18 protein-coding genes and 1 tRNA gene are annotated in these 21319 nt (G+C 71.4%); 8 read left to right on the top strand and 11 right to left on the bottom strand.

Annotation, left to right across the window (positions count from 1 at the left end):
• Positions 1-160 precede the first annotated feature (160 nt).
• Positions 161-889, top strand: a complete 729-nt coding sequence (locus AC0665_RS24680) for an exonuclease domain-containing protein (protein ID WP_468410228.1) — start codon at positions 161-163, stop codon at positions 887-889.
• Positions 890-956: 67 nt separating this feature from the next.
• On the opposite strand, the gene AC0665_RS24675 is transcribed toward AC0665_RS24680, so the two are convergent.
• Both AC0665_RS24675 and AC0665_RS24670 read right to left on the bottom strand, forming a co-directional pair.
• Positions 957-1028 (bottom strand) — tRNA-Val (locus tag AC0665_RS24675).
• Between the two features lie 39 nt (positions 1029-1067).
• Entirely contained in the window at positions 1068-1514 is a 447-nt protein-coding gene (locus AC0665_RS24670) for an SRPBCC family protein (RefSeq protein WP_478705788.1), read from the bottom strand.
• Positions 1515-1575: 61 nt separating this feature from the next.
• On the opposite strand from AC0665_RS24670, the gene AC0665_RS24665 reads away from it, so the two are divergent.
• Positions 1576-3993, top strand: coding sequence for an SCO7613 C-terminal domain-containing membrane protein (locus AC0665_RS24665; protein ID WP_478705787.1), 2418 nt, complete (start codon positions 1576-1578; stop codon positions 3991-3993).
• Positions 3994-4104: 111 nt separating this feature from the next.
• Here the strand turns inward: AC0665_RS24665 and infA are convergent, their stop codons facing one another.
• The 8 genes from infA to AC0665_RS24625 all read right to left on the bottom strand — a co-directional run bounded on the left by infA (position 4105) and on the right by AC0665_RS24625 (position 12148).
• On the bottom strand, positions 4105-4329 hold the full coding sequence (infA, locus tag AC0665_RS24660) for a translation initiation factor IF-1 (protein WP_478606434.1): 225 nt from the start codon (positions 4327-4329) through the stop codon (positions 4105-4107).
• The gene (locus AC0665_RS24655) at positions 4326-5120 is read right to left on the bottom strand and encodes a GNAT family N-acetyltransferase (RefSeq protein ID WP_478606436.1); all 795 of its coding nucleotides are present in this window, start codon (positions 5118-5120) and stop codon (positions 4326-4328) included. Before AC0665_RS24655 ends, infA begins: the two co-directional genes overlap by 4 nt.
• A 260-nt stretch (positions 5121-5380) precedes the next feature.
• On the bottom strand, positions 5381-6715 hold the full coding sequence (locus AC0665_RS24650; RefSeq protein ID WP_478705786.1) for a glycoside hydrolase family 68 protein: 1335 nt from the start codon (positions 6713-6715) through the stop codon (positions 5381-5383).
• Positions 6716-6899: 184 nt separating this feature from the next.
• Positions 6900-7913: a LacI family DNA-binding transcriptional regulator gene (locus AC0665_RS24645; RefSeq protein WP_478705785.1), complete on the bottom strand. Its 1014-nt coding sequence runs from the start codon at positions 7911-7913 to the stop codon at positions 6900-6902.
• 122 nt (positions 7914-8035) lie between these two features.
• Positions 8036-9064: a LacI family DNA-binding transcriptional regulator gene (locus AC0665_RS24640; RefSeq protein WP_478705784.1), complete on the bottom strand. Its 1029-nt coding sequence runs from the start codon at positions 9062-9064 to the stop codon at positions 8036-8038.
• Between the two features lie 77 nt (positions 9065-9141).
• A complete protein-coding gene (locus AC0665_RS24635) occupies positions 9142-9978 on the bottom strand; it encodes an ATP-binding cassette domain-containing protein (protein ID WP_468410239.1) in 837 nt (278 codons plus the stop codon).
• Positions 9975-10988 carry an ABC transporter permease gene (locus tag AC0665_RS24630; RefSeq protein WP_468410241.1) on the bottom strand — a complete coding sequence of 338 codons (1014 nt, stop codon included), beginning with the start codon at positions 10986-10988 and terminating at the stop codon, positions 9975-9977. The genes AC0665_RS24635 and AC0665_RS24630 overlap by 4 nt, the downstream gene beginning before the upstream one ends.
• 143 nt (positions 10989-11131) lie before the next feature.
• Positions 11132-12148, bottom strand: coding sequence for a sugar ABC transporter substrate-binding protein (locus AC0665_RS24625; RefSeq protein ID WP_366050866.1), 1017 nt, complete (start codon positions 12146-12148; stop codon positions 11132-11134).
• Between the two features lie 251 nt (positions 12149-12399).
• Between AC0665_RS24625 and AC0665_RS24620 the strand changes: the two genes are divergently transcribed.
• Positions 12400-13380, top strand: coding sequence for a carbohydrate kinase family protein (locus tag AC0665_RS24620; protein WP_478705783.1), 981 nt, complete (start codon positions 12400-12402; stop codon positions 13378-13380).
• A 39-nt stretch (positions 13381-13419) separates the two neighbouring features.
• On the top strand, positions 13420-13722 hold the full coding sequence (locus tag AC0665_RS24615) for a putative quinol monooxygenase (RefSeq protein ID WP_478705782.1): 303 nt from the start codon (positions 13420-13422) through the stop codon (positions 13720-13722).
• A gap of 120 nt (positions 13723-13842) precedes the next feature.
• Here the strand turns inward: AC0665_RS24615 and AC0665_RS24610 are convergent, their stop codons facing one another.
• The gene (locus AC0665_RS24610; RefSeq protein ID WP_478705781.1) at positions 13843-16389 is read right to left on the bottom strand and encodes a GH32 C-terminal domain-containing protein; all 2547 of its coding nucleotides are present in this window, start codon (positions 16387-16389) and stop codon (positions 13843-13845) included.
• A gap of 511 nt (positions 16390-16900) precedes the next feature.
• On the opposite strand from AC0665_RS24610, the gene AC0665_RS24605 reads away from it, so the two are divergent.
• From AC0665_RS24605 to AC0665_RS24590, 4 genes are all read left to right on the top strand, one after another.
• Positions 16901-17380, top strand: a complete 480-nt coding sequence (locus tag AC0665_RS24605) for an RICIN domain-containing protein (protein ID WP_468636920.1) — start codon at positions 16901-16903, stop codon at positions 17378-17380.
• Between the two features lie 396 nt (positions 17381-17776).
• Entirely contained in the window at positions 17777-19438 is a 1662-nt protein-coding gene (locus tag AC0665_RS24600; protein ID WP_478705780.1) for a helix-turn-helix domain-containing protein, read from the top strand.
• A 267-nt stretch (positions 19439-19705) separates the two neighbouring features.
• Positions 19706-21058, top strand: coding sequence for a type III PLP-dependent enzyme domain-containing protein (locus AC0665_RS24595; protein ID WP_478606455.1), 1353 nt, complete (start codon positions 19706-19708; stop codon positions 21056-21058).
• A 10-nt stretch (positions 21059-21068) separates the two neighbouring features.
• Positions 21069-21275, top strand: a complete 207-nt coding sequence (locus AC0665_RS24590) for a hypothetical protein (RefSeq protein ID WP_468410257.1) — start codon at positions 21069-21071, stop codon at positions 21273-21275.
• The last annotated feature ends 44 nt before the right edge of the window (positions 21276-21319 follow it).

The following is a 21319-nucleotide window of genomic DNA, read 5'->3' as shown; positions in this document are numbered from 1 at the left end:
CTTCCAGAACAAGTGTTTCCCCGCTGTGGGCCGCTGAACTGCGTCGACCCGTACTCCTGTTGTCTCCTTCCGGCGTACGGCGCAAACAGCCCGGGTATCACCGGATCGGGCAGCGGACGGGACGTCAACTGCCGAAGGTGAACGAGGGGTTGTGTGCTCTATGACGACGTGCTGGTACGAGGGGCCGCTGGCCGCCTTCGACACGGAGACGACGGGCGTGGACGTCGAGACCGACCGGATCGTGTCGGCCGCCGTCGTCGTCCAGGATGCCCCGGGCATCCGGCCGCGGGTGAGCCGGTGGCTGGTGAACCCGGGGGTGCCGGTGCCCGCCGAGGCGACGGCGGTGCACGGACTGACGGAGGAGCACCTCCAGCGCAACGGCCGGTGGCCGGCGCCGGTGATGTACGAGATAGCGCAGGCGCTGGCCGAGCAGGCGCGCGCCGGGCGGCCGGTCGTGGTGATGAACGCGCCGTTCGATCTGACCCTGCTGGACCGGGAGTTGCGCCGGCACCGCGCCTCGGCGCTCGGCCGCTGGTTCGAGTCGGCGCCGCTGTCGGTGCTCGACCCGCGGGTGCTGGACAAGCACCTGGACCGCTACCGCAAGGGCCGTCGCACGCTCACCGACCTGTGCGCGCACTACGGCGTCGACCTGGAGGGCGCGCACGACGCGGCGGCCGACGCCGTGGCGGCACTGGAGGTCACCCGGGCGGTGGGCCGCCGGTTCGCGTCCCGGCTGGAGCGGCTCGCCCCGGGCGAGCTGCACACCCTCCAGGCGGTGTGGCACGCGGCACAGGCACGGGGGTTGCAGGCGTGGTTCGCGCGCAGCGGGGTGGACGAGGCGGTCGACCCGGCCTGGCCGCTGCGTCCGGAACTGCCGGCGGCGGCCTGAACACCTGGTCAGGGCTGGCGAGGGCATGAAAAAACCGGTCCGTCTGTGACGGACCGGCTGTTTCCGGTGGGCGATACTGGGTTCGAACCAGTGACCTCTTCGGTGTGAACGAAGCGCTCTCCCACTGAGCTAATCGCCCGGGAACGCACTGAACCATACAGGCCCGGGCGCGTTTCCTTCAAACCGCTCGGAGGTGCCTGAGGAGTCCGCGCCGCCCGGACCGCATCATCAGCGCGTGGTTGGCGCGGAAGACGGGCCGTCCCGGCACGGCGAGCCGCCGCAGCAGCGGCTTGTGCACGGTGACGGTCTGGTCGTACCGGGCGAGTGTGCCCGTCCCCCGCGGCACGACCGTCCAGCGGGCCCGGCCCTCGATGTCCCCGGACAGGGAGGTCTCCAGCACCCCGGCCGCCCGGTCCCGCCGCACCTCCCGTGCCGTGAAGGTCATGTCGTACGGCACCACGGAGCGGATGCGGAACACTCCGGTGGTGTCGTCGAGCCGGGTCACCTCGCGCACCTGGGGCCACCAGTGCGGGTAGTCCTCGGGGCGTTCCAGCACGTCGTACACGGCGCCGGGGGGCGCGGGCAGGACCCACAGGCTGCGGAAGCGGTAACGGTTCCAGTCCATGCCGGGAGTCTGCCCGGTCACGGCGTGGACGGTCTGAGTACGCGCCTGAGTATCCGCGCTCATGCCTTGCGAGGTGACGCGGGCCACACTGCGGAGCATGACCCACCTTCCGCCCCCGGCCGAGGAACTGCGGCTCCTCGATGCCGAACTGTGGCAACTGGACGCCCGCCGCGCCCAGTTGCTGACCCGTCGCGCCTGGCTGGTGGCGGCCCTGCACCAGCCGGAGCAGTCGCGTGCCCACGCGTCGGCCCGGCCGCCTGCCGCCGCACCGCCCCGTCCGGAGACGGCCGCGCCCAGCGTCCAGAATCTGCTCCTGATCCTCGGGGGTGTGCTGCTCACGCTCGCGGCCGCCGTGTTCACCTTGGTCAGCTGGGGGCACCTGGGGATCGCGGGCCGGGCGCTGGTGCTCGGCGCGGTCACGCTGGCCACGCTCGCGGCGCCCGTGGCCCTGCTGAAGCGGGGCCTGCGGTCGACGGCCGAGTCCGTGGCGGGTCTCGGGCTCGCCCTGACCGTCCTGGACGCCTACGCGCTGCACGCGGCGGCCCTGTCCGGCACGGACGGCACCGGGTACGCGGCCGCCGCCACGGCGGTGCTCGCGGCGGCCTGGTCGGCGTACGGCCTGCTGCCTGCCACGTCCGCGCTGCGTCTGCCCCTGCCCTGCGCTCTGGCGGCGGCCCAGTTCCCGCTGCTGCTGTGGACTCTGGCCGCCGACGCGAGCCCGTACCTGATCACGGCCGCGCTGCTGGTGACGGCCGGGCTCGACGCGGTGGCGGCGGTGCGGTCGCCTGCCGGGGCGGTGCGGGTCACCGCGGTGGTGGGCGCGTACGGCATCGGTGGCTGGGGCGTGCTGGGTTCCGGCTGGCTGTCCCTGACGGCCGACGGTCCGGGGGACGCCTTCCGTGCCGGGGCTCTGCTCCTGCTCGCCGCTGCGATCGCCCTGGGTGCGGCCCGGCGCGGGCCGGGCACCGGGCAGGCCCTCGGCCTCGCGATCACGTCCGGGCTGCTCGTGGTGGGTGCGCTCGGCGGGGTGGCACGTTTCGCGGTGCCGTCGCAGTGGGTGGTTCCGGCCCATCTGCTGGTCGGCATCGCCCTGTTGGCGGTGGTGCGGGTGGAGCGGCTGCCGGACGCGATACGGCTGGGCTTCGCCTGGGCCTCCGGTGCCGTGCAGGCGCTGGCCGTGCTGTGGGCCCTGCCGGTCGTCGCCGTGGTGGTGCTGGGCCCGGCCGGCCTGCTCGGCCGGGTGTGGAGCGGTGCTCCCGCCGACGCCCGTGCCGCGGTGACCGTGGACGTGCCCTGGCCGCCCGACGCGGCCATGGCTCCCCTCGTGCTGGTGGCGGTCGCCGCCGTGGTGGCCCTGGCGGTCCGCGCGGAGCCGTGGCGTGCGCGGGCCCGGCTGGGTGCGCCGGCCCTGCTGTGGGCAGCGGTCCTGACGCTTCCGGCGGTCCTCCAGGTTCCCTATGTCGCGGGGATGCTGGTCCTGGGTGTCGTGACGGCGGCGGCGCTGTACGCGTGCCGGGTCACGGTGTCGGCGGCACGGGTCACGGCTCTGGTCCTCGCCCTGGTCACGGCTGTCAGCCTCACCCTGGTCTCCCTCGCCTCCCAGTCCGCGACGCTCGTCGTGCTGTCCGGGCTGACGGTGCTGTTCGCCGCGGCCTCCTGGCGGGCGGGCGTCTCGCCCTTCACGGCTCCGGCCGCTCTCGTCCACGCCGCCGCGCTGGCCTCGGCGTCCGGTGCCGCCGCCGACTGGCCGCCGGCCCGCACCGCCCTGCTGCTCCTGGTGGTCCCCGCCGCTGCCGCCCTGCTGGCGGCGCGTCTCGGCGCGTCCCGGACGACGGTGCCGGTCGAGGCCACGGGCGCGGCCGTCGGGCTGGTCGCCACGGCTCTCGCCGTCACCGACCCGCCGTTGCTCGCGCTGGTGCTGGGCCTGTGCGGGGTGATCGCCGCGGGCACGGCCCTGCGCGCCGAGCGCCGTTCCGTCGGCTACGCGGCCACGGCCCTGTTCGTACTGGCCGCCTGGGTCCGCCTGGCCGCCTGGGACGTCGGCACACCGGAGGCCTACACCCTCCCCGTGACCGTCCCGGCGCTGCTCGTCGGAGCGCTCCGGCGGCGCCGCGACCCGCGGGTGTCCTCCTGGACGGCGTACGGCCCCGGGCTCGCCGCGACCCTGCTGCCGAGCCTGGTCGCGGCCTGGGCCGACCCGCGGTGGACCCGTCCGCTGCTGCTGGGCGTCGCCGCGCTGCTGGTCACCCTGCTGGGCGCCCGGCACCGGCTGCGGGCACCGCTGGTGCTCGGCGGCTGGGTGCTGTCCCTGGTGACCCTGCACGAACTGGCCCCGTACGTCGTCCAGGTGACGGGGGCCCTCCCCCGCTGGGCGCCTCCCGCCCTGGCCGGCCTCCTGCTGCTGGCGCTCGGGGCGACGTACGAGCAGCGGATCCGGGACGTCCGGCGGATGCGGGAGGTTCTGGGGAGGATGAGCTAGTGAGCTGGTCCTGAGGGGTTGGGACCCCCGAAAGGGGGCCCCGACCGGCGAACCCGACGCGGGAACAACGCGACACGGTCGAGCGATGCGTCAACCGCCTCGGAAAATGCCCTAGTTCCGGTACCGGAACACGATCCGACCGCGCGTCAGGTCGTACGGCGGGAGCTCCACCAGCACCCGGTCCTCAAGCATGATCTTGATGTAGTTCTTGCGGATCTTCCCGCTGATGTGCGCGAGCACCTGGTGGCCGTTCTCCAGCTCCACGGTGAACATGGCGCTGCGCAGGCACTCGACGACCCTGCCCTCGACCTCGACGACGTTCTTGTTCTTCGTCATCGCACCAGCTCCAGGTTGCTGCTGACCGGCCGCGCGCCGACGCCCTCGAACAATGCCGTGGCCGCGTGGTTGGACTCGTGGACCTCGGTCCAGGCCGTGGGGAACCCGGAGCGGTGTGCCGTGATGAGCGCGTGGGCCAGCAGGGCCCGCGCCACGCCACGGCGCTGTTCGCCGGCCCGGACCGCGACCAGCCCGATGCGCGGCCGGATCGCCGTCACCACCCGGATCAGCCCCAGGTAGCGGTCAGGCGCCGCGGCCACCGCGTACTTCGTCGGGTCGACGACGGTGTCACCCTCGGTGCGGGGCATCACCTCCGCGGGCATGGACTGCCACCACCCGGCCGTCGCCTCGACCTCGTCCCGGATCGCGCGGTCCACCTCCCGCAGCTGACCCTCGTCCACCTGACCGGCGGGCACGATCGTCACGCCCGAAGGCGGCGCGACCTCTTCCAGCCCGGTGACCCGCGGGTCGGTCGGCACGGCGTACTCCCACTCGCGGCGCCGAACCGTGAAACCGGCCCGTCGCCAGCCGGCCGTCAGCTCTGCGTCCGCTTCGTCGACCACCGTGTACAGCGGCGCCGGCAGTTTTGCGACCATCACTCCGGCGAGCCGGTCGAAGGCGACGTCATGCCAGGCGTCGATGCTGACGAACAAGCGCCCGTCAGGCCGGTGGAGCGCGTGCCCGCGGCCGACCACCAGGTCGTCTTCCAGTGCGTGCCATTGCCTGTCAGCGACGCGAGTGACCGTCACCGCGTTCTCGCTCAGGCGGGATGCGTAAGGCTTTGTGTCCATCGGAGTCTCCCTCCCAGGAGTGCCTCGATCTCAGGCGCTCCTGGCGACACCGAACGTCAGCCGCCGGACCGTGACGGGTTGAGGGAGCACCCACGGGTAACTGCGTTCACGGGGCTCACCTCCCTACGGCGACTTCACGGTCCGACCCGGACCGTAGCAGTGGGCCATGGCCGCGCTCAAAGCCTTTTCCGACCTGCGGGTGGCGGTACGGGAAGGGGGCGGCTGATCGGATCAGCCGCCCCCGACCTGCTCGGTGCGGTCTATGGAATGTAGCCGTAGTCCAACTGACCGGCCAGCCTCGTCCTGTCGCCGTGCAGGGACAGCACGAGCGTGCGTGCGAGGGTGCCGCCGAAGCGGGTCCCGCCGTCAGCCGTCGGGACCGTGTCGATGAAGCTCTCCACCAGCCCGTTGGGCATCACGTAGTGCGAGTACTGCTGCGTCGGGGCGTCCTCGGGGTTGCCCAGCACCAGCGCGCTGCCGTTGAGCGGCCGGTAGTCGCTGCGCAGCCCCGGGCCGACGAACCCGTAGAGGCCGTCCCAGCCGCTCAGCCCCGGCGCGAACGTGAACTTGTGGCTGATCGTGAACAGGTAGTACTTGCCGCCGCGGATGATCAGGTGCGGCCGCTCGGTCTGCTGGTTCACGCAGTTGGCCGAGAGGAGCGGGGGCTGGAGCTTCCAGTTCTTCATGCCGGCGCCGTCGGCCGTGGCCAGCCCGATGTTGCCCGTGTAGTACTTCGCGTCCTTCGGCACCTCGTGGCCGGCCGGGACGTCACCTATGTCACGCTCGGTGCACTGGTACGTGCCCGCGGTACCGCCCGTGTTGCCCTCGAACAGCAGGTGGATCTTGCGGTCTCGCGGGTCGCGGAAGACGAACGGGTCGCGGAAGGCGTAGATGATCGGGCCTTGTTGCGACTGTTCGAGGGTCTGGTATAGCTTGCCGTCGGCCTGGGCGATGATGCGGTGGTCCCGGAAGCCGGTGAACCACACGCGGTTCTTGTCCGCGTGGATCTTGCCGGTCGCCTGCGCCAGACGCTGCAGCGCGTCGCTGGGGTCGACCCCGCCGTTGTCGTGCCCGGAGGCGGTGTAGAAGGAGTGCACCTTGTCGCCGATGAGCGCCGTCGAGCCGGCCCACTCACGTGAGCCGAACGAGGTGCCGGCCGGGAACAGGTCGCCGCCGTACTTCCAGCTCTTGGCGTCACGCGAGTAGAAGTAGCCGATCTTCGCGTACCAGTGCCGGTCGCCGAACGGCACCGAGCGCGGGGCCGTCAGCGAGAAGATGACGTGCCAGCCCTTGTAGGTGGCGGTCTTGGTGTTGAGCTTGGTGAGCGGCCAGGTGTCCCACACCCACACCTTGTCGGTCATCACCGGGAAGTCGGGTGACACGCGAGGGGCGGTGTTGGTCCTGTCCTGCCGGAGTTTCAGGGCGTCCGCGCGGGACCAGACGGCTGTGTAGTCGTCGTCAGCGGTGTACTGCCGTGTGCCCGTCCGGGACGGGTCGTGGGGGGAGGCGGAAGCGGGAGTGGTGATGCCGGTCAGCATCGCGAGGGTTGCCGCACCCGTCGCCAGCCGGAGCAGCACTCGTCTTGCTCTGTGCATACGTCACCCTTGGGGGGAAGAGGGAACGAATGGAAGATGTGGAACCGGTTCCATGGTTGACAGTACCTCAATTACCGTAAAAAGCGGTGAACTTGAGAGGTAAAGATGCACACGTACGAACAGCGGTCGGTGTCGCGTTGTGGAACTCGTTGGAACCGATCCAGCGAGGTCGGCGCAGCGTGGATCAGGCTCCCGCGGCGACCGTCGTACGCCGGGGCACGAGCTCCAGTTCCAGCATCTCCTCGACGGGGGCGCCAAGGGGCCGGCCGATGCGCTCCAGCAGCAGGCGCGCGCTGATCCCGCCGCTGGCCCGCAGGGGCTGGCGTACCGTGGTGAGCCCCACGTAGGCCGCCACGTCGAGGTCGTCGTAGCCCACCACGGACAGGTCCTGAGGAACCCTCACGCCCGCCGACCTCGCCGCTTCGATCACCCCCAGCGCCCGGGTGTCGGACGCGGTGACGATCGCGCTGGGGGGCTCCGGAAGGGCCAGCAACTCGTCGGTGAGGCGATGCGCCACGGCACGGCCGTGCGGTCCGATCCGCACGTACGGCTCCTCCAGCGCGAGGCCGTACGCCTGAAGCGCCCGTTCGCAGCCTTCGCGGCGACGGGCGCTCGCGCTGAAACGGAAACGGTCGTCGGCGACGTCGCCCATGAAGGCGATGCGACGATGGCCGAGTTGCAGCAGATGACGCGTCGCCAGCATGCCGCCGCGCACGTCGTCGATCACCACACGGGGCAGGTCCGGGTGCTCACAGTCCAGCAGCACCGTGGGCAGACCGGCCCGGACCAGCTGCTTCACCTCTTCGTCGGTGGGAGCGAGTGAGATCGCCAGCAGCCCGTCGAAGCGGTCGCCGGCCGCCACCGCCCGGTACTGCTGATCGCGCTGATCCGGGGTGGCCACGTCGAGCAGCGTGAGGTCGTGGTCGCTGCCGTGCAGCACGTGTGAGATGCCGCGCAGCCGCTCGACGACCGACGGCTCGGTGGCGAAGGGCGCGATGACGGCGATGCTCTGGGTGCGTCCCGTGGACAGGGCGCGAGCGCGCCGGTTGGGCCGGTACTCCAGATCCCGGATCACCCGCAGCACCCGCTCGCGGGTGTCCTCGCTGACGTTCCCGCTGTCGTTCAGGACGCGCGAAACCGTGCCGACGCCCACCCCGGCCCGGGCCGCGACATCGCCGATGGTCGCCCGTTCTCCCACGGCCGTACAGTACCCGAACTCGCAGATCAGCCTCCTGACTCGCACATCCTCGGTTCCCAGGTGCCGGTCGGGTCCGTCAGCCGCTGTTTCCCCCGGGCGTCCACCGCCCGGGGGCCGGACCGTCAGCGACCGCCGTCCCGGATGCGTTGCTCTCCCGACCCACGGACGACCAGCCGGGTGGGCACGGTGATCGTGCGGGCCCGGGAGCGGTCGCCGTCGAGCCGGGCCAGGGCGGTGGCCGCGGCGCTGCGGCCGATCTCCTCGGGGTCCTGGGCGACGACCGTCAGGGCCGGTTCCAGCGCTTCGGCGAGGGAGACGTCGTCGAAGGCCACGACGGCCACGTGTTTGCGTTTGCTGCGGGCGAGCTCGGCGACGATGCCGAGCGCCATGATGTTGTTCCCGGCGAACAGGGCCGTGGGGGGATCGGTCAGTTCGAGGAGTTGAGCCGTCACGGCCTCCGCCCCCTGCTGATCGTGCGCGCTGACGACCAGGGAGCGGTCGTAGGGGATCTCGGCTTCCTGCAGGGCCGCCCGGTATCCGGCGAGGCGTTCGCGGCGGGTGTACAGCTTGACCGGCAGGTCGCCGACGAACCCGATGCGGCGGTGCCCGTGGGCGACCAGGTGCGCGACGCCCTCTTGCGCCCCCGCACGGTTGGAACTGACGACGCTGTCCGTGGACAGGCCGACCCCGGGCCGGTCGAGGAAGACGACGGGCAGCCCCGCCGTACGGTGCGACTTGAGGTCGGAGTGGTCGGCGCCGACGGACGGCACGACGATCAGGATGCTGACGCGCCGTGCCAGGAACTGCGCCGTCAGGGCGCGTTCGCGCTCGGGGTCGTCCGCGGACGAGCCCATGAGCAGCGTCAGTCCGCGGTCCCGGACCGTGTCCTCGATCCCGCGGGCCACGGCTCCGAAGAAGGGGTTGGCCAGGTCGGGGATGACCAGCCCTATGGTCGTGTCCGGACCGCCGACGCGGATGTTGCGGGCCATGAGGTTGGGCTGGAAGCCCAACTCGGCCACCGCGGCGAGCACTTGCTCCCGCGTCCGGGCCGATACGGGCCCGTCCTCGTTGAGGACGCGGGAGACCGTCTTGGCGCTGACACCCACTTCTCGGGCGACATCGGCCAAGGTGGGTCGGCGGCTCGCTGCCATGGAGTAAACCGTCTCCTGGATGCTCCCGGTTCCGGGCCGCGGCCTCGGCCGGAACATGCGGGAGCGGGGTTGCGCTGTCAGGTGGCCTGTACTCCGGCGGCCTTCGCGGCCTCGGAATCCGCTACGACAGTATCTCCGGCCTCGTCGACGGTGAGGGCACCCGTCATGATGGCCACGACTTCCGCCATGGAGTAGTCGGACGGCTTGATCACGGCAGCGCGCCGGCCCAGCCGGTGGACGTGGATCCGGTCGGCGATCTCGAAGACGTGCGGCATGTTGTGGCTGATGAGGACGACCGGCATGCCCTTGTCGCGAACACGGCGGATCAGGTCGAGGACCTGGCCGGACTCCTTGACGCCGAGGGCGGCGGTGGGTTCGTCCATGACGACGACGCTGCGGGCCCAGGCGACCGCGCGGGCCACCGCGACGGCCTGCCGCTGTCCGCCGGAGAGGGTCTCGACGGCCTGGGTCAGCGAGCGCAGGCCGATCTTCAGATCCGCCATGTGCTCGGCGGCCTCCTGGCGCATGCGCTTCTTGTCGAGCATGCGGAAGGCACTGCCGAGGACGCCCGGGCGGCGCAGCTCGCGGCCGAGGAACATGTTCGAGGCGATGTCCATGGACGCCGCCACGGCGAGGTCCTGGTACACCGTCTCGATGCCGTGGGCGCGTGCGCTCTGCGGGCCGGAGAACTGGATCGGCTCGCCGTTCAGGCGAATCTCCCCCTCGTCCGGCACCACCGCGCCGGTGAGGGCCTTGATGAGGCTGGTCTTGCCGGCGCCGTTGTCGCCGATGACGGCGAGGACCTCGCCGGGCAGCAGGTCGAAGTCGGCGCCGTCGATGGCGGTGACCTGGCCGTAGCGCTTGACGAGACCGCGGGCCTGCAGCACGGGGGTCTGGGTGGTGGTCGTGGTCATCGGGCCTTCCTCCGGGAGATCTGGTCGACGGTCACCGCGAGGATCACCAGGACCCCGGTGATCAGGGTCTGGTAGATCGAGGCGACGCCCATCAGCTGGAGCCCGTTACGGAAGACGCCGACGATGAGGACGCCGATGAACGTGCCCAGGACCGAGCCGCGTCCGCCGAAGAGGCTGGTGCCGCCGAGCACCACGGCGGTGATGCTGTCGAGGTTGTCGGTCTGCCCGGCCTGCGGATCGCCCACTCCGGTACGGGAGATGAGCAGCAGGGCGGCGACGCCGTAGAGGAGACCGGCCACGGTGTAGACGCCGATGGTCAGCCGGGAGGTGCGGATGCCGTTCAGCCGCGCCGCTTCCGGGCTGTTGCCCAGTGCGTAGACGTGGCGGCCCCAGCCGGTGCTGCTCAGCGCGTAGGCGAGCAGGAGGAACAGGGCGATCGTGACCAGCGAGCCGTAGGTGATGTCGGTCCTGCCCAGCGGGAAGGTCTGCCCGAGGGCCGTCAGCGGGCCGGGCAGGTTGCTGACCGTCTGCTCCTCGGAGTAGATGTGCGTCAGCGCGAACGCCACGTTGAGCATGCCGAGGGTGACGATGAACGGCGGCAGCGGGACCTTCTGCACCAGGGCCCCGTTGAGCATCCCGAAGCCGCCGCAGACGACCAGGCCCAGCGCGATCGCGGCGAGCGGCGGCAGGGAACCCTCGGCGGCCATCTTCGCGATGACGATGCTGCCGAACGCCATCACCGCTCCGCAGGACAGGTCGATGCCCGCGGTGAGGATGATGAGCGTCTGGCCGATGGCCAGCGTGCCGACGACCATGACCTGCTGGACGATCAGCGAGAAGTTCCCGCCGGTGAGGAACTGATCGGTCGAGACGGTGAAGAAGACACAGGCCAGCAGGAGGGCGATCAGCGGGCCGGTGGTCGGTTGGGTGAGCAGCCTGCGGACCGTGGTCGGCGCTTTGAGATCGGCGTACGGGGTGGACGTGGAGGGTGGCGTGGACGTGGCAGTCATGCGAGGTCCTTGTCGGAAGACAGAAGTCCTTGTCCGTCCCTTCAGGGCGGCAGGAGGACGAGGAGGCGGCCGTCCCGGTTCGGGGAGGAGGGGGCGGCCGCCCCGCTGAGGGGTGTCGGACGGTGGCAGCGGGAGCCGGCGGCTCAGCCCCAGCAGTTGTCCAGGCCGTAGGCGGTGTCCTTCGAAGCGACCCCGTCCTGCGCCTTGTCGGTGATCAGAGTGACCCCGGTGTCGGTGTAACCCGACGCCTTCTTGCCGTCCTTGGCGTACGTCACGACGGCCTTGACGCCCTCGGCGGCCATCTTCAGCGGGTACTGCTGCGAGGTCGCGGCGATCTTGCCGTCCTTGACCGCCCGGGTGCCGGTGCAGCCGCCGTCGACGGAGACGATCAGGACGTCCTTCTCCCGGCCCTTGGCCTTGAGCGCGGTGTACGCGCCCAGCGCCGCGGGCTCGTTGATGGTGTAGACGACGTTGATGCCGGGTTCCTTCTGGAGGCAGTTCTCCATCGCCGTCTGGCCCTTGGACTGGTCGCCGCCGGTGTCCTGAGCACAGGCGACGTCCTTGTCGGTGGCGCCGAAGCCCTTGAGGAAGCCGTTGTGCCGCTGGACGCCTACGGACACACCCGGCGCGAGGTCGAGGGCGGCTATCTTCGCGGTCTTGCCCTTCATCGCGGCCTTGGCGTACTCGCCGATCAGCTCACCGGCCTTGAGGTTGTCGGTGGCGAAGAGGGCGTCGACCGCGCTCTGCGGCTCGGTCGGGGTGTCCAGGGCGATGACCAGGACACCCTTGGCCTTGGCCTTCTCGATCGCGGGCACGATCGCCTTCGAGTCGCTCGGGGTGATCAGGATGCCCTTCACACCGGCGGCGACCATGTTCTCGATCGCGGTGACCTGCCCGGCGTTGTCACCGTCGAACTTGCCCGCGGCGGTCATGAGCTGGACGCCCTCGGCCTTCGCGGTCTTCTCCGCGCCCTCCTTCATCTTGACGAAGAACGGGTTGGTGTCCGTCTTGGTGATCAGGCCGACCTTGGCCTCGCCCGAGCCGGTGCTCGCGCTGCCCGATCCCGATCCGGATCCACAGGCGGTCAGGGTCAGGGCCGCGATGCCCGTGCACGCGGCGGCTCGGAGCAGAGAGGAGGGCAGACGAGAGGTGCGTGACATGAACGACTCCAGCGGGATGTCGGGCGGGTGGTCGGCAGCGGGGCCTGCCGTCCCGCGATGTCAACGATGACCGATGTCATCGTTGACACTGCTTGGCGAGGATGATGGACTCCGCTCACCGGCAACGTCAATGCCTTGCACTCGTCACAAATCGGCAACGCCCCTCGGCGGCCGCCCCGCCCCGAAGGCGCACACCGGCGTGCCCGGGTCATGACCGTTTCCGCTCCGCGCGTCCCAGAGAAGAGCAGCCCATGAGCCGGATCACCGTCCTCGGAGAATGCGTCGCCGACGCGTTCACCGAGCCCGCACCTGCCCCGAACGAACTCGCCCTGCGCGTCCTGCCGGGCGGCGGGCCGGCCAACACGGCGGTGGCCCTGGCCCGCCTGGGCACCCCCGCCCGCTTCCTCGCGCGGCTGTCCGGCGACGTGTTCGGCCGCCTCTTCCGGGCCCACCTCGCGGCTTCCGGCGTGGACCTCTCGCACGCCGTCGAGGCCGCCGAGCCCAGCACGCTCGCCGTCGCCGAACTGGACGCCGAGGGCCAGGCCGCGTTCTCCTTCCACGCCCAGGCCACCGCCGACTGGCAGTGGACGACCGCGGAACTGGCCGGGGTGGACCTGGCCGGCACCGCCTGCGTGCACACCGGTTCACTGGCCCTGGTCAGGGAGCCGGGAGCGGCGGTGGTCGAGGACTTCCTGGCGGCGGCCGCCCCGAGGGCCACCATCAGCATCGACCCCAATGTCCGCCCACTCCTGGTGCGTCCCGAGGTCTACCGCGCCCGGCTGGCGCACTGGTGCGGCCTCGCGGACGTGCTGCGGCTGAGCGAGGACGATCTGGAGCTCCTCCTGCCCGGAACACCGCCCGAGCAGGCGTGCGACACCTGGCATGCGGCGGGAGCGCGGCTCGTGGTGATCACGCGCGGCGCGGCAGGAGCCCTGGCCTCACTCGACGGGGAGCGCGTGCGGGTGCCGGCGGTGGCGACGCCGGTCGTCGACACGGTCGGTGCGGGGGACTCCTTCACGGCAGGCCTGCTGCACCACCTCGCCACCCGCGGACTCCTCGGCGGCAGACTGACGGACCTGCGCCTCGCCGACGTCGAGGCGGCCTGCCTGTTCGCCGTGCGGGTCGCCTCCCTGACCTGCTCGGTCGCCGGCCCGAACCCGCCCTGGCGGGACCAGTTGCCGCAGCCCACGCCGGGCGCCCGCGCGGTCCGGCATCTCGACTCCACCCACTGAACCGCACGCACTGAACCCCACGGACGAGGACGGAAGACCATGACGAAGACCCTGCTCGCCGAATTCACCGCCCGAGAGGGAGCGGAGGACGAGGTCGCCCGCTTGATCCAGGAGTACGCCCTGAAGGTGCGCGAGGAGGAAGGCAACGTGACGTTCGACGTCTACACCAAGGCGGCCGACCCCCGCGGCTACTGGATCTTCGAGGTCTACCGGGACGAGGACGCCTTCCAGGTACACCTGAACGCCCCGTACGGCGGCCCGTTCAACGCCGCGCTCACTCCGCTGATCGAGGAGGACGCCTCCGTACTGACGTTCCTCGATCCACTGGACACGCGTCCCTGACGGGCGTCGGCCGGCGGGCCCATCGCCAGGAGGAGCGGGACGTGGTGGTGGCCGCCGCGTTCGGCTCCGGCCGGGAGGTGCCCGTGTGGCGCCTCCCGGTTTTCACGGGGAGACGGCTCGTCACCGCCAGATGGACTTCAGCCGCCACGCACGGAGGCCGTCGAGGGTGGCGCTGCCTCCTTCGGCGAACACCTGGACACCGGTGCTGGAGGGGTCGGGGAAGATCTGGTCGGTGATCACGGACTCGCCGCGTCCGCCGAAGACCTCCACGGACGACCAGTCGACGAGGATCCGCAGCCTGACCTTGCCGTTCTCGGCCTTCAGGGGTGCTGTCTGCACGCCGGGGAACGCGCTGCCGAAGTCCCCGGCGCCGGATCGGCTGCGGTCGACGTACAGCTCCTGGGCGGCGGTGTCGTAGCCGATGACGGTCTCCTCGCCGCCCGCGCCGGTGCGCACCTTGAGTCCAAAGCGATCCGCGTCCTCGAGGGAGAAGGTCGCCTCGATGTCGAGCGCCTTGCCCTCGGCCCCGAGGCCGGTCAGGGACTTCGAGGTGCTCTCGACGGTGACACCGGACGCCGTCGCCGGATCCTTCTGCCGGAGGTACTCCAGGCTGCCCACCGGCTTGCTGGTGAGCCGGATCCGGCCGTCGACGGTACGCAGGGCCATCTCCCTCGGGACGCTCTGCACGCCGCGCCACGGGGAGGTGGGGACGGACCCGCCGTAGTCCCAGTTGTTCATCCAGCCGATCATGTAGCGCTTGCCGCCCGGCACGTTCTCCCAGGACACGGCCGCGTAATAGTCCTTGCCGTAGTCGGCCCAGCCGGCGCGCCGCAGAGCGGACTCGGCGGGTCTGTCCGCGGTGGTGAACCGGTCGGCCAGCACGTGGCCCCAGCCGCCGGTGTTCATGTCGAGGATCCGGATCTGCGCCTTCTTGCCGACGTACGGGCGCATGTCGAAGGACGCCCAGTCCAGGGTCTCGCTGTCGGTGCCGGTCACACTGCGGACGACCTTGCCCTCGACGATCAGATTGACGGACGTCTCCTGGGAGACGCGCTGAGCCGGGGTGTCGGACATGACGATGTGGTCGGCGTTGACATGGCCCCAGCCGCCGGTGTTGTCGTCGACGATCCTGATCCGCGCCTTCTTGCCGGCCAGGTCGCCGACGTCCCACGAAGCCCAGTTGAGCGCCTCGGAGTTCTTCCCCGTGGCGCTGCGCACGACCCGGCCGTCCACGAGCAGCTCGACGGCGGTGGGGCCGGCCGAGCCTGCCGGGTGGTTCCCGCCGCCGACGAGGAAGTTGATGTGCTTCTTGTCGACGGTGAACTCGGGCGAGGTGAGGGTGCCGGTGGTGGAGTCGCCGCTCCGGAAGGTGTTGACCAGGCCGTTGCCCAGGTATCCGGAGACCTGTTGCTGGCCGGGGAGGGTGCCGGTGGCGGGTGCCGTGCCGAAGGCGTCCCCGGTCGCCGTCCAGTCGCCGTAGCCGCCGCCCTCGAAGTCGGCGAGGAGCGTGCCCTCGGGCGGGGTGTTCTCCAGGACGGTACCGTCCTCGTGCGGATGCCGCCCGCCACCGATGGTGAAGTTCAGGTAGGGGCTGGTCACGGTGAAGGAGGGGGAGGTGAGGGAGCCGGTGGCGCCGTCACCGCCGTGGAAGCTGTTGGCGAGGCCCTTGCCGTCGAAGCCCGAGACGGTTCCCTGGCCGTCCACCGGACCGGTCGCCGGCCCTCGGCCGAACGCGGTCCCGGTCACCGTCCAGTCCCCGAAGCCGGCGCCTTCGAAGTCCTGTACGACGTCGCCCGTGGGCGGTGTGTAGGTGCCCTTGTCCTCGGGGGTGAACTTCTTGCCGTCGAAGTCTCCGACGAAGTACTGGGCGGCCGAACCACCCGCGATGCCACCGGGGTTGAGGTTGACCACCAGGACCCACTTGATCTTCTTCGGGTCCCCGTCGACCGCGAGGGGGAACAGGTCCGGACACTCCCACACGCCACCCGTCGCACCGGCCGGCCCGAACTCGCTCTGCTGCTCCCAGTCCTTGAGGTTCTTGGACGAGTAGAACCGCACCTTGTGCTCGGCGGACAGAGACACCGTCATCAGCCAGCTCTTGGTCGGCGCGTACCACTGCACCTTGGGGTCGCGGAAGTTGTCGGAGCCGATGTCGATCACGGGATTGCCCTGGTACTTGGTCCAGGTGCGGCCTCGGTCGGTGCTGTAGGCGAGCGACTGGGCCTGCTTGCCGCCGTTCTTGTAGGCACTGGTGTAGATCGCCACCATGGGCGGGTTCTCCTTGGTGCCGAACCCGGAGGTGTTGTTCCAGTCGACGACGGCGCCGCCGGAGAAGACCATCTCCTCGTGGTCGTGCGACAGGGCGAGCGGCAACTCCTCCCAGTGCACGAGGTCCTTGCTCACCGCGTGCCCCCAGGACATGTCGCCCCATGAGTCGCCGTTCGGGTTGTACTGGTAGAAGAGGTGGTATTCGCCCTTGTAGTACACGAGGCCGTTGGGGTCGTTCATCCAGTTCTTCTGCGGGGTGAAGTGGAACTGGGGTCTGTACGTCTCGGTGTATGCCGGTGCGACGCCCTGAGGAACGAGCGGGGCTGCCGACAGGGCGCAGGCGGTCACCACCGTCGCCATCCGCATGCGGGCCTGCCGGGATACGCGTATTCGGCTCATAGCGGCTCCTTGTCCCACGGCCGTCCACGCGGCGGTGGGAAAGAACCCTGCGCGACGACCGAGAAGTGCACCCCGGCCCGACGAAGGCTGCCCCGCCGCCGCCCGAGGGTGTCATCGTTGACTTGTGTCATCGATGACAGTGGCTGCCCGATTATGAGACGCAGTCAGGTGGCCGCGTCAACGGTGTGGATGCGGTTTGTATGAGACAGCGCCTTCTCGGGGCGGCTGTCAGTTTCTCGTTCTTGCCGCTCTCCCCTGCCGCCAGGTGGTCACCGTGCCCGTGCGAATCGAGCGGTGCTCTGCCGCAGCGTTGCGCTCGGTGCGGTACCTGTGGGTGACGCTCGGTCAGGTGCGCCGAGTACCGCCGTCCACTCGTTCGAGACCGTCCGGACAGGCTGTGGCCTCGGGAAACGACCGGTTCGCCACGCTCCGCAACAACAGCCGGCTGCCTACGCTGAGTTGCGGGGGCAACCGCTCCTGTGAAAAACACTCGAGGCTGAGGAGCACTGACTTGAGCGACCTCCTCCTGCTCGCGGGCGGATCGGTGACGATGACCCACCACGTCACCGGCACCTACTTCATGTGCAACGACTGGCACGACGGTGTCGGCAACCACACCCAGACCTGGGCACAAGACCCCTTCGCGAAGGACAACAACTCGCACCGGTGGTTCCTGCGGCAGAACGCCGACGGCACCGTGCGCATCGAGTCGTACGCCAACCGCCGCTGCCTCACCGCGGGGGCCAACCCGCCCGACATCGTGACACTTCGAGAACGCACCGACAGCCTCAACCAGCACTGGCGCCTGATCTCCCACGCGGAGCGCGGCAACGACTTCTACATGGTCTCGGTCGTGCACCCGCGCTACGCCCTGGCCATCGCCGACCACCTTCAGGGCAACGACCGGCTGGTGGGCCTCACCCGCATGTGGGGCGGGCCGAACCTCTCCCAGCTGTGGCGGATCTATCCCTCCTCAGAGGACCAGGGATGACTCCGGACGAGCACGCTCGCCGCCCCACCGCGGGGAGTGCCGCCTGAAGCGTGCCGGGCCGCCATCGGGTGGCCGCCGAGCGTCGGCCGCGACGGCGATGCGACGGCGGTCACCCAGGCCGGCGGCGCCGGCATCGCTCAGCAGTCCTGTCAGGACCCGTGAACTCAGTGGCCGACCCATCGGCCGAGGTGCGGTCCGGATTCTGCGGGGCACACCCCACCCGACGACCGGCTGATCCAGACGAACGGCCAGGGGGCGCGCGCCGCCCGTGGTTCGCGCCGTCGGCGCCTGTGTGCCTCGAAGGACCTCTCGACTGCGGGACAGGCCCGTGATGTCATACGTCTTCTCCGAACGGCCGCCCGGCGGCGGCACGGTCGGCTGGGACGGGGAGGCACCGTGACGGACCTGGGGGAATCGTCGGGCATCGGGCCGGGCACCGAGGACGGGGCGACGCTGGAGCGGCTGCTCTCGATGGTGGGGGCGGGAGCCGTGGAGTTGCACACGGCCCCGCGGGGCCTGCGGGCGAAGGTCACCGGTGTCCATGTGCTGGACGCCCTGGAACCGGCGATCCGAGCGCGGGAGTTACTCCTCGCGGTCGGCGTGGACCCGCGTTCCGCGCACGCGGTCGACGTGGTGCGCCGGGCCGGTGAGGCCGGTGCGGCGGGCGTGGTGTTCGGCCCGGGCCGGCCGGAGTCCACCGCGCGGGCGTTGCAGACGGCCGCGGAGGGGAGCGGCACGGCGGTGCTCTTCCGCACCGCCTGGTGCCCGTGGGCCCAGCTGGTGGGGGTGCTGAGGGCGGGGCTGGCCGCGGCGGGCGCGCCCGCGGTGCCCACGGCCGGCGACGTACGCCCGGGCGACCTGGACTCGCTGGCCGACGCGGTGGCCGCCCTGGTGGGAGGCTCGGTGACGATCGAGGACACGGAGTCGCGGGTGCTGGCCTACTCCTCCACGGAGGAGAACGTGGACGAGATGCGCCGGCTGACCATCCTCGGCCGTCGCGTGCCGCCCTGGCGGGTGGCGGCCATGCGGGAGGCGGGGTTCTTCCAGGCGCTGTGGGGTGCGGACGACGTGCTGCACCGGCCCGCCCGAGGACAGGATCCCGAGCGTCTGGTCGGTGCCGTGCGGGCGGGCGGAGAGGCGCTCGGGTCCATCTGGGTGGCGGCCGTGGCCGGTCGACCACTGTCGCCGAACGCCGCGGAGACGCTGCGCGCGGCGGTCCGGGCCGCCGCAGCCCATCTGCTGCACCACCGCACCCACAGCTCCGACGGCCGGCTGGTGGAGGACGCGGCCCGGGCGCTGCTGGAGGACCGCGGCTCGGTCGAGGTGCTCGCGGAGCGGGCCGGGCTGCCACCCCGGGAGCCCTGTGCCGTCCTGGCGGTGGGGACCGGCACCGGCCACCCCGCGGACGACGGCCCGGCCGGGCTCCACGGCCTGCTCACCTTGCACTGCGCGGCCCTCGGCCACCGCGTCGTGGTGGTCCCGGCGGGAGGCAGGACCCTGATCCTGCTGAGCGGGCTGGAACGCGACCCGCGGCGGGCCGACGCCCAGGTGAGACGGCTCGGGCACGCCCTCGCCGAGCAGTTGTCGGCGACGATCGGCTCGACGGTGAAGGCCGGGCTCGGTGACGTGGTCCCCGGCCTGGCACGGGCGCCCGAATCCCGCAGGTCGGCCGAGCAGGCCCTCCAGGCGATCGTCGCCTCCGGCGGGCCGCACACCGTGGCGCGGAGCGAGGACGTCGCGGACACCGTGGGCATCCTCCAGGTCGTCGACGTCCTGCGCGAGGTGACGCTGCCGGCGCGGACCTCGGTGGCCCGGCTGAGGGAGTTCGACGCCGACCACAGCGGAAGCTGCCTCGTGGAGACCCTGCGCGCCTACCTCGACCACTTCGGGGACGTGTCCGCCGCTTCGCGCGCCCTGGGCGTCCATTCCAACAGTCTGCGCTACCGGTTGCGCCGCATCACGCAGGTGTCCGGGCTGGACCTGGGCGACCCCGATGCCCGGCTGCTGGCCCAGGTGCAGTTGCGTCTGGGCGGCGAGACCGAGGGCACCCGCCCCTGAACGCCCGGCCCGGCGCCGGACGCCCCGCGCCGAGGCGCGAGCGCGCGGGCGGTCCGTCGTTCGGCCGCGGACACCAACCGGAGGCTCCCCCGTTGTCGTATCGCACAACGCCTCTGCCCGGAAGGCGAGTTGTTGCCGCCGCCCGTCGTCCGTGCGGCCCGTGTCTTTGAGGATCCGACGAAGACGCCGGCCGGGCGCGGAGAGCAGCCTGGTGGTCCACCCCGGGCGGTCCGGGGCGCCGCGCCTACGACACCGGAAGGGCACACCATGACCGGACTGACTGCCGCCGCCGAGCGACGCGAACGGATCCTCCAGGAGGCGGTGCGCCAGGGGCTGCTGGATGCCGAGCGGTTCCCCCTGGCCGCCTTCGTCGACCTCGACGGCGTCGCCGCGACCGTCGCGTCCCTGCACCGCGCCTTCCCCACGTCCCCCGGTGTCCTGCACGCGTTCGCGGCCAAGGCGAACTGTCTGGTGCCGGTGCTGGCGGAGCTGCGGCGGCTCGGCATGGGCTGCGAGGTGGCCACCGCGGGTGAGCTGGCCCGCGCGCTGGCCGCCGGATTCGCGCCGGAGCGGATCGTGTTCGACTCACCGGCCAAGACGGAGGCCGAACTGCGGCACGCCCTCGACCTGGGGGTGACCGTCAACGTGGACAACTATCAGGAACTGGCGAGGATCGACCGGGCGCTCGGTGACCGCGTCCCGGCCTCGCGGATCGGGGTGCGGGTCAACTCCCAGCTCGGCGGGGGCAGCATCGCCGCGATGAGCACCGCGACGAGCACGTCGAAGTTCGGTGTGCCCCTGGCGGACCCGGGGAGCCGGCAGCGGCTGCTGCGCGCCTACCACGACCACCCGTGGCTCACCTGGGTGCATACGCACGCGGGTTCACAGGGCTGCCCGCTCGACCTCATGGCCGCCGGGGTCGCCCGGGCCGTGGCGTTCGCCGAAGAGGTCAACGCCTCGCTCGGACGGCGTCAGGTCGTCGGCATCGACATCGGCGGCGGACTGCCCGTCAACTTCGCCGACGACGAGACCACGCCGACGTTCGACACCTATGTCCGGCAGTTGCGGGCACAGGCTCCCGCGCTGTTCTCCGGCCGGTACGAGATCGTCACCGAGTTCGGGCGTTCCGTCCTGGCCAAGAACGGCTTCCTCACCGCGTACGTCGAGTACACGAAGAGCATGGGGGGCCGGCGGATCGCGGTCACCCACGCCGGTGTGCAGGTGGCCACCCGGACGGTGTTCAACCCCGACGCCTGGCCCCTGCGCATCGAGGCGCACGAGGCAAGCGGCAGGGCCAAGCGGGGCGGACCGGTCCGCCAGGACATCGCGGGACCTGCCTGTTTCGCCGGGGACCTGCTGGCACGCGACCGTGCGTTGCCGCTGCTGGAGCCCGGTGACCTCGTCACCGTCCCGGACACCGGCGCCTACTACTTCTCGACGCCGTTCCACTACAACAGCCTGCCCGAGCCCGCCGTGCACGGGGTCCGGACGGACGGTGACGGCGGCGTCCGCTTCGAACTGCTGCGTCCGGCGCAGAACCCCTGGGACGTGCCGGGCCAGGAGGCCCACCTCGTGCCGCCGCGGCGCCGGGCGCCCGAGCCCGTTCGCAGCGCCGGGTAGGGGCACCGAGGTGGCACAGGCCGACCGCGACGGGCCCGGCCGGGACGGACCGCTCCTCAGTCAGCGCGCCGCGATCGTCTTCCTGCTGGCGGCCCTGGTCGGCATCGGTGCCACCGTCCTGGCGGCACTGGCCGGCCATGTGTGGCCGGTCGCGGTGAGCGTCGGGGGCGGGGTGCTGGCCCCCGCCGTGCTGTTCTTCAACCAGATCATCGACTAGGACGAGCGGTTCCCGCAGTGGCGCCCGGGAACCGCTCGTCCGGC

This window comes from Streptomyces sp. NPDC043685 (assembly GCF_056436585.1).
The sequence above is the reverse complement of the archived record's forward strand: the minus strand, read 5'-3'. Positions and strand labels throughout refer to the sequence as shown.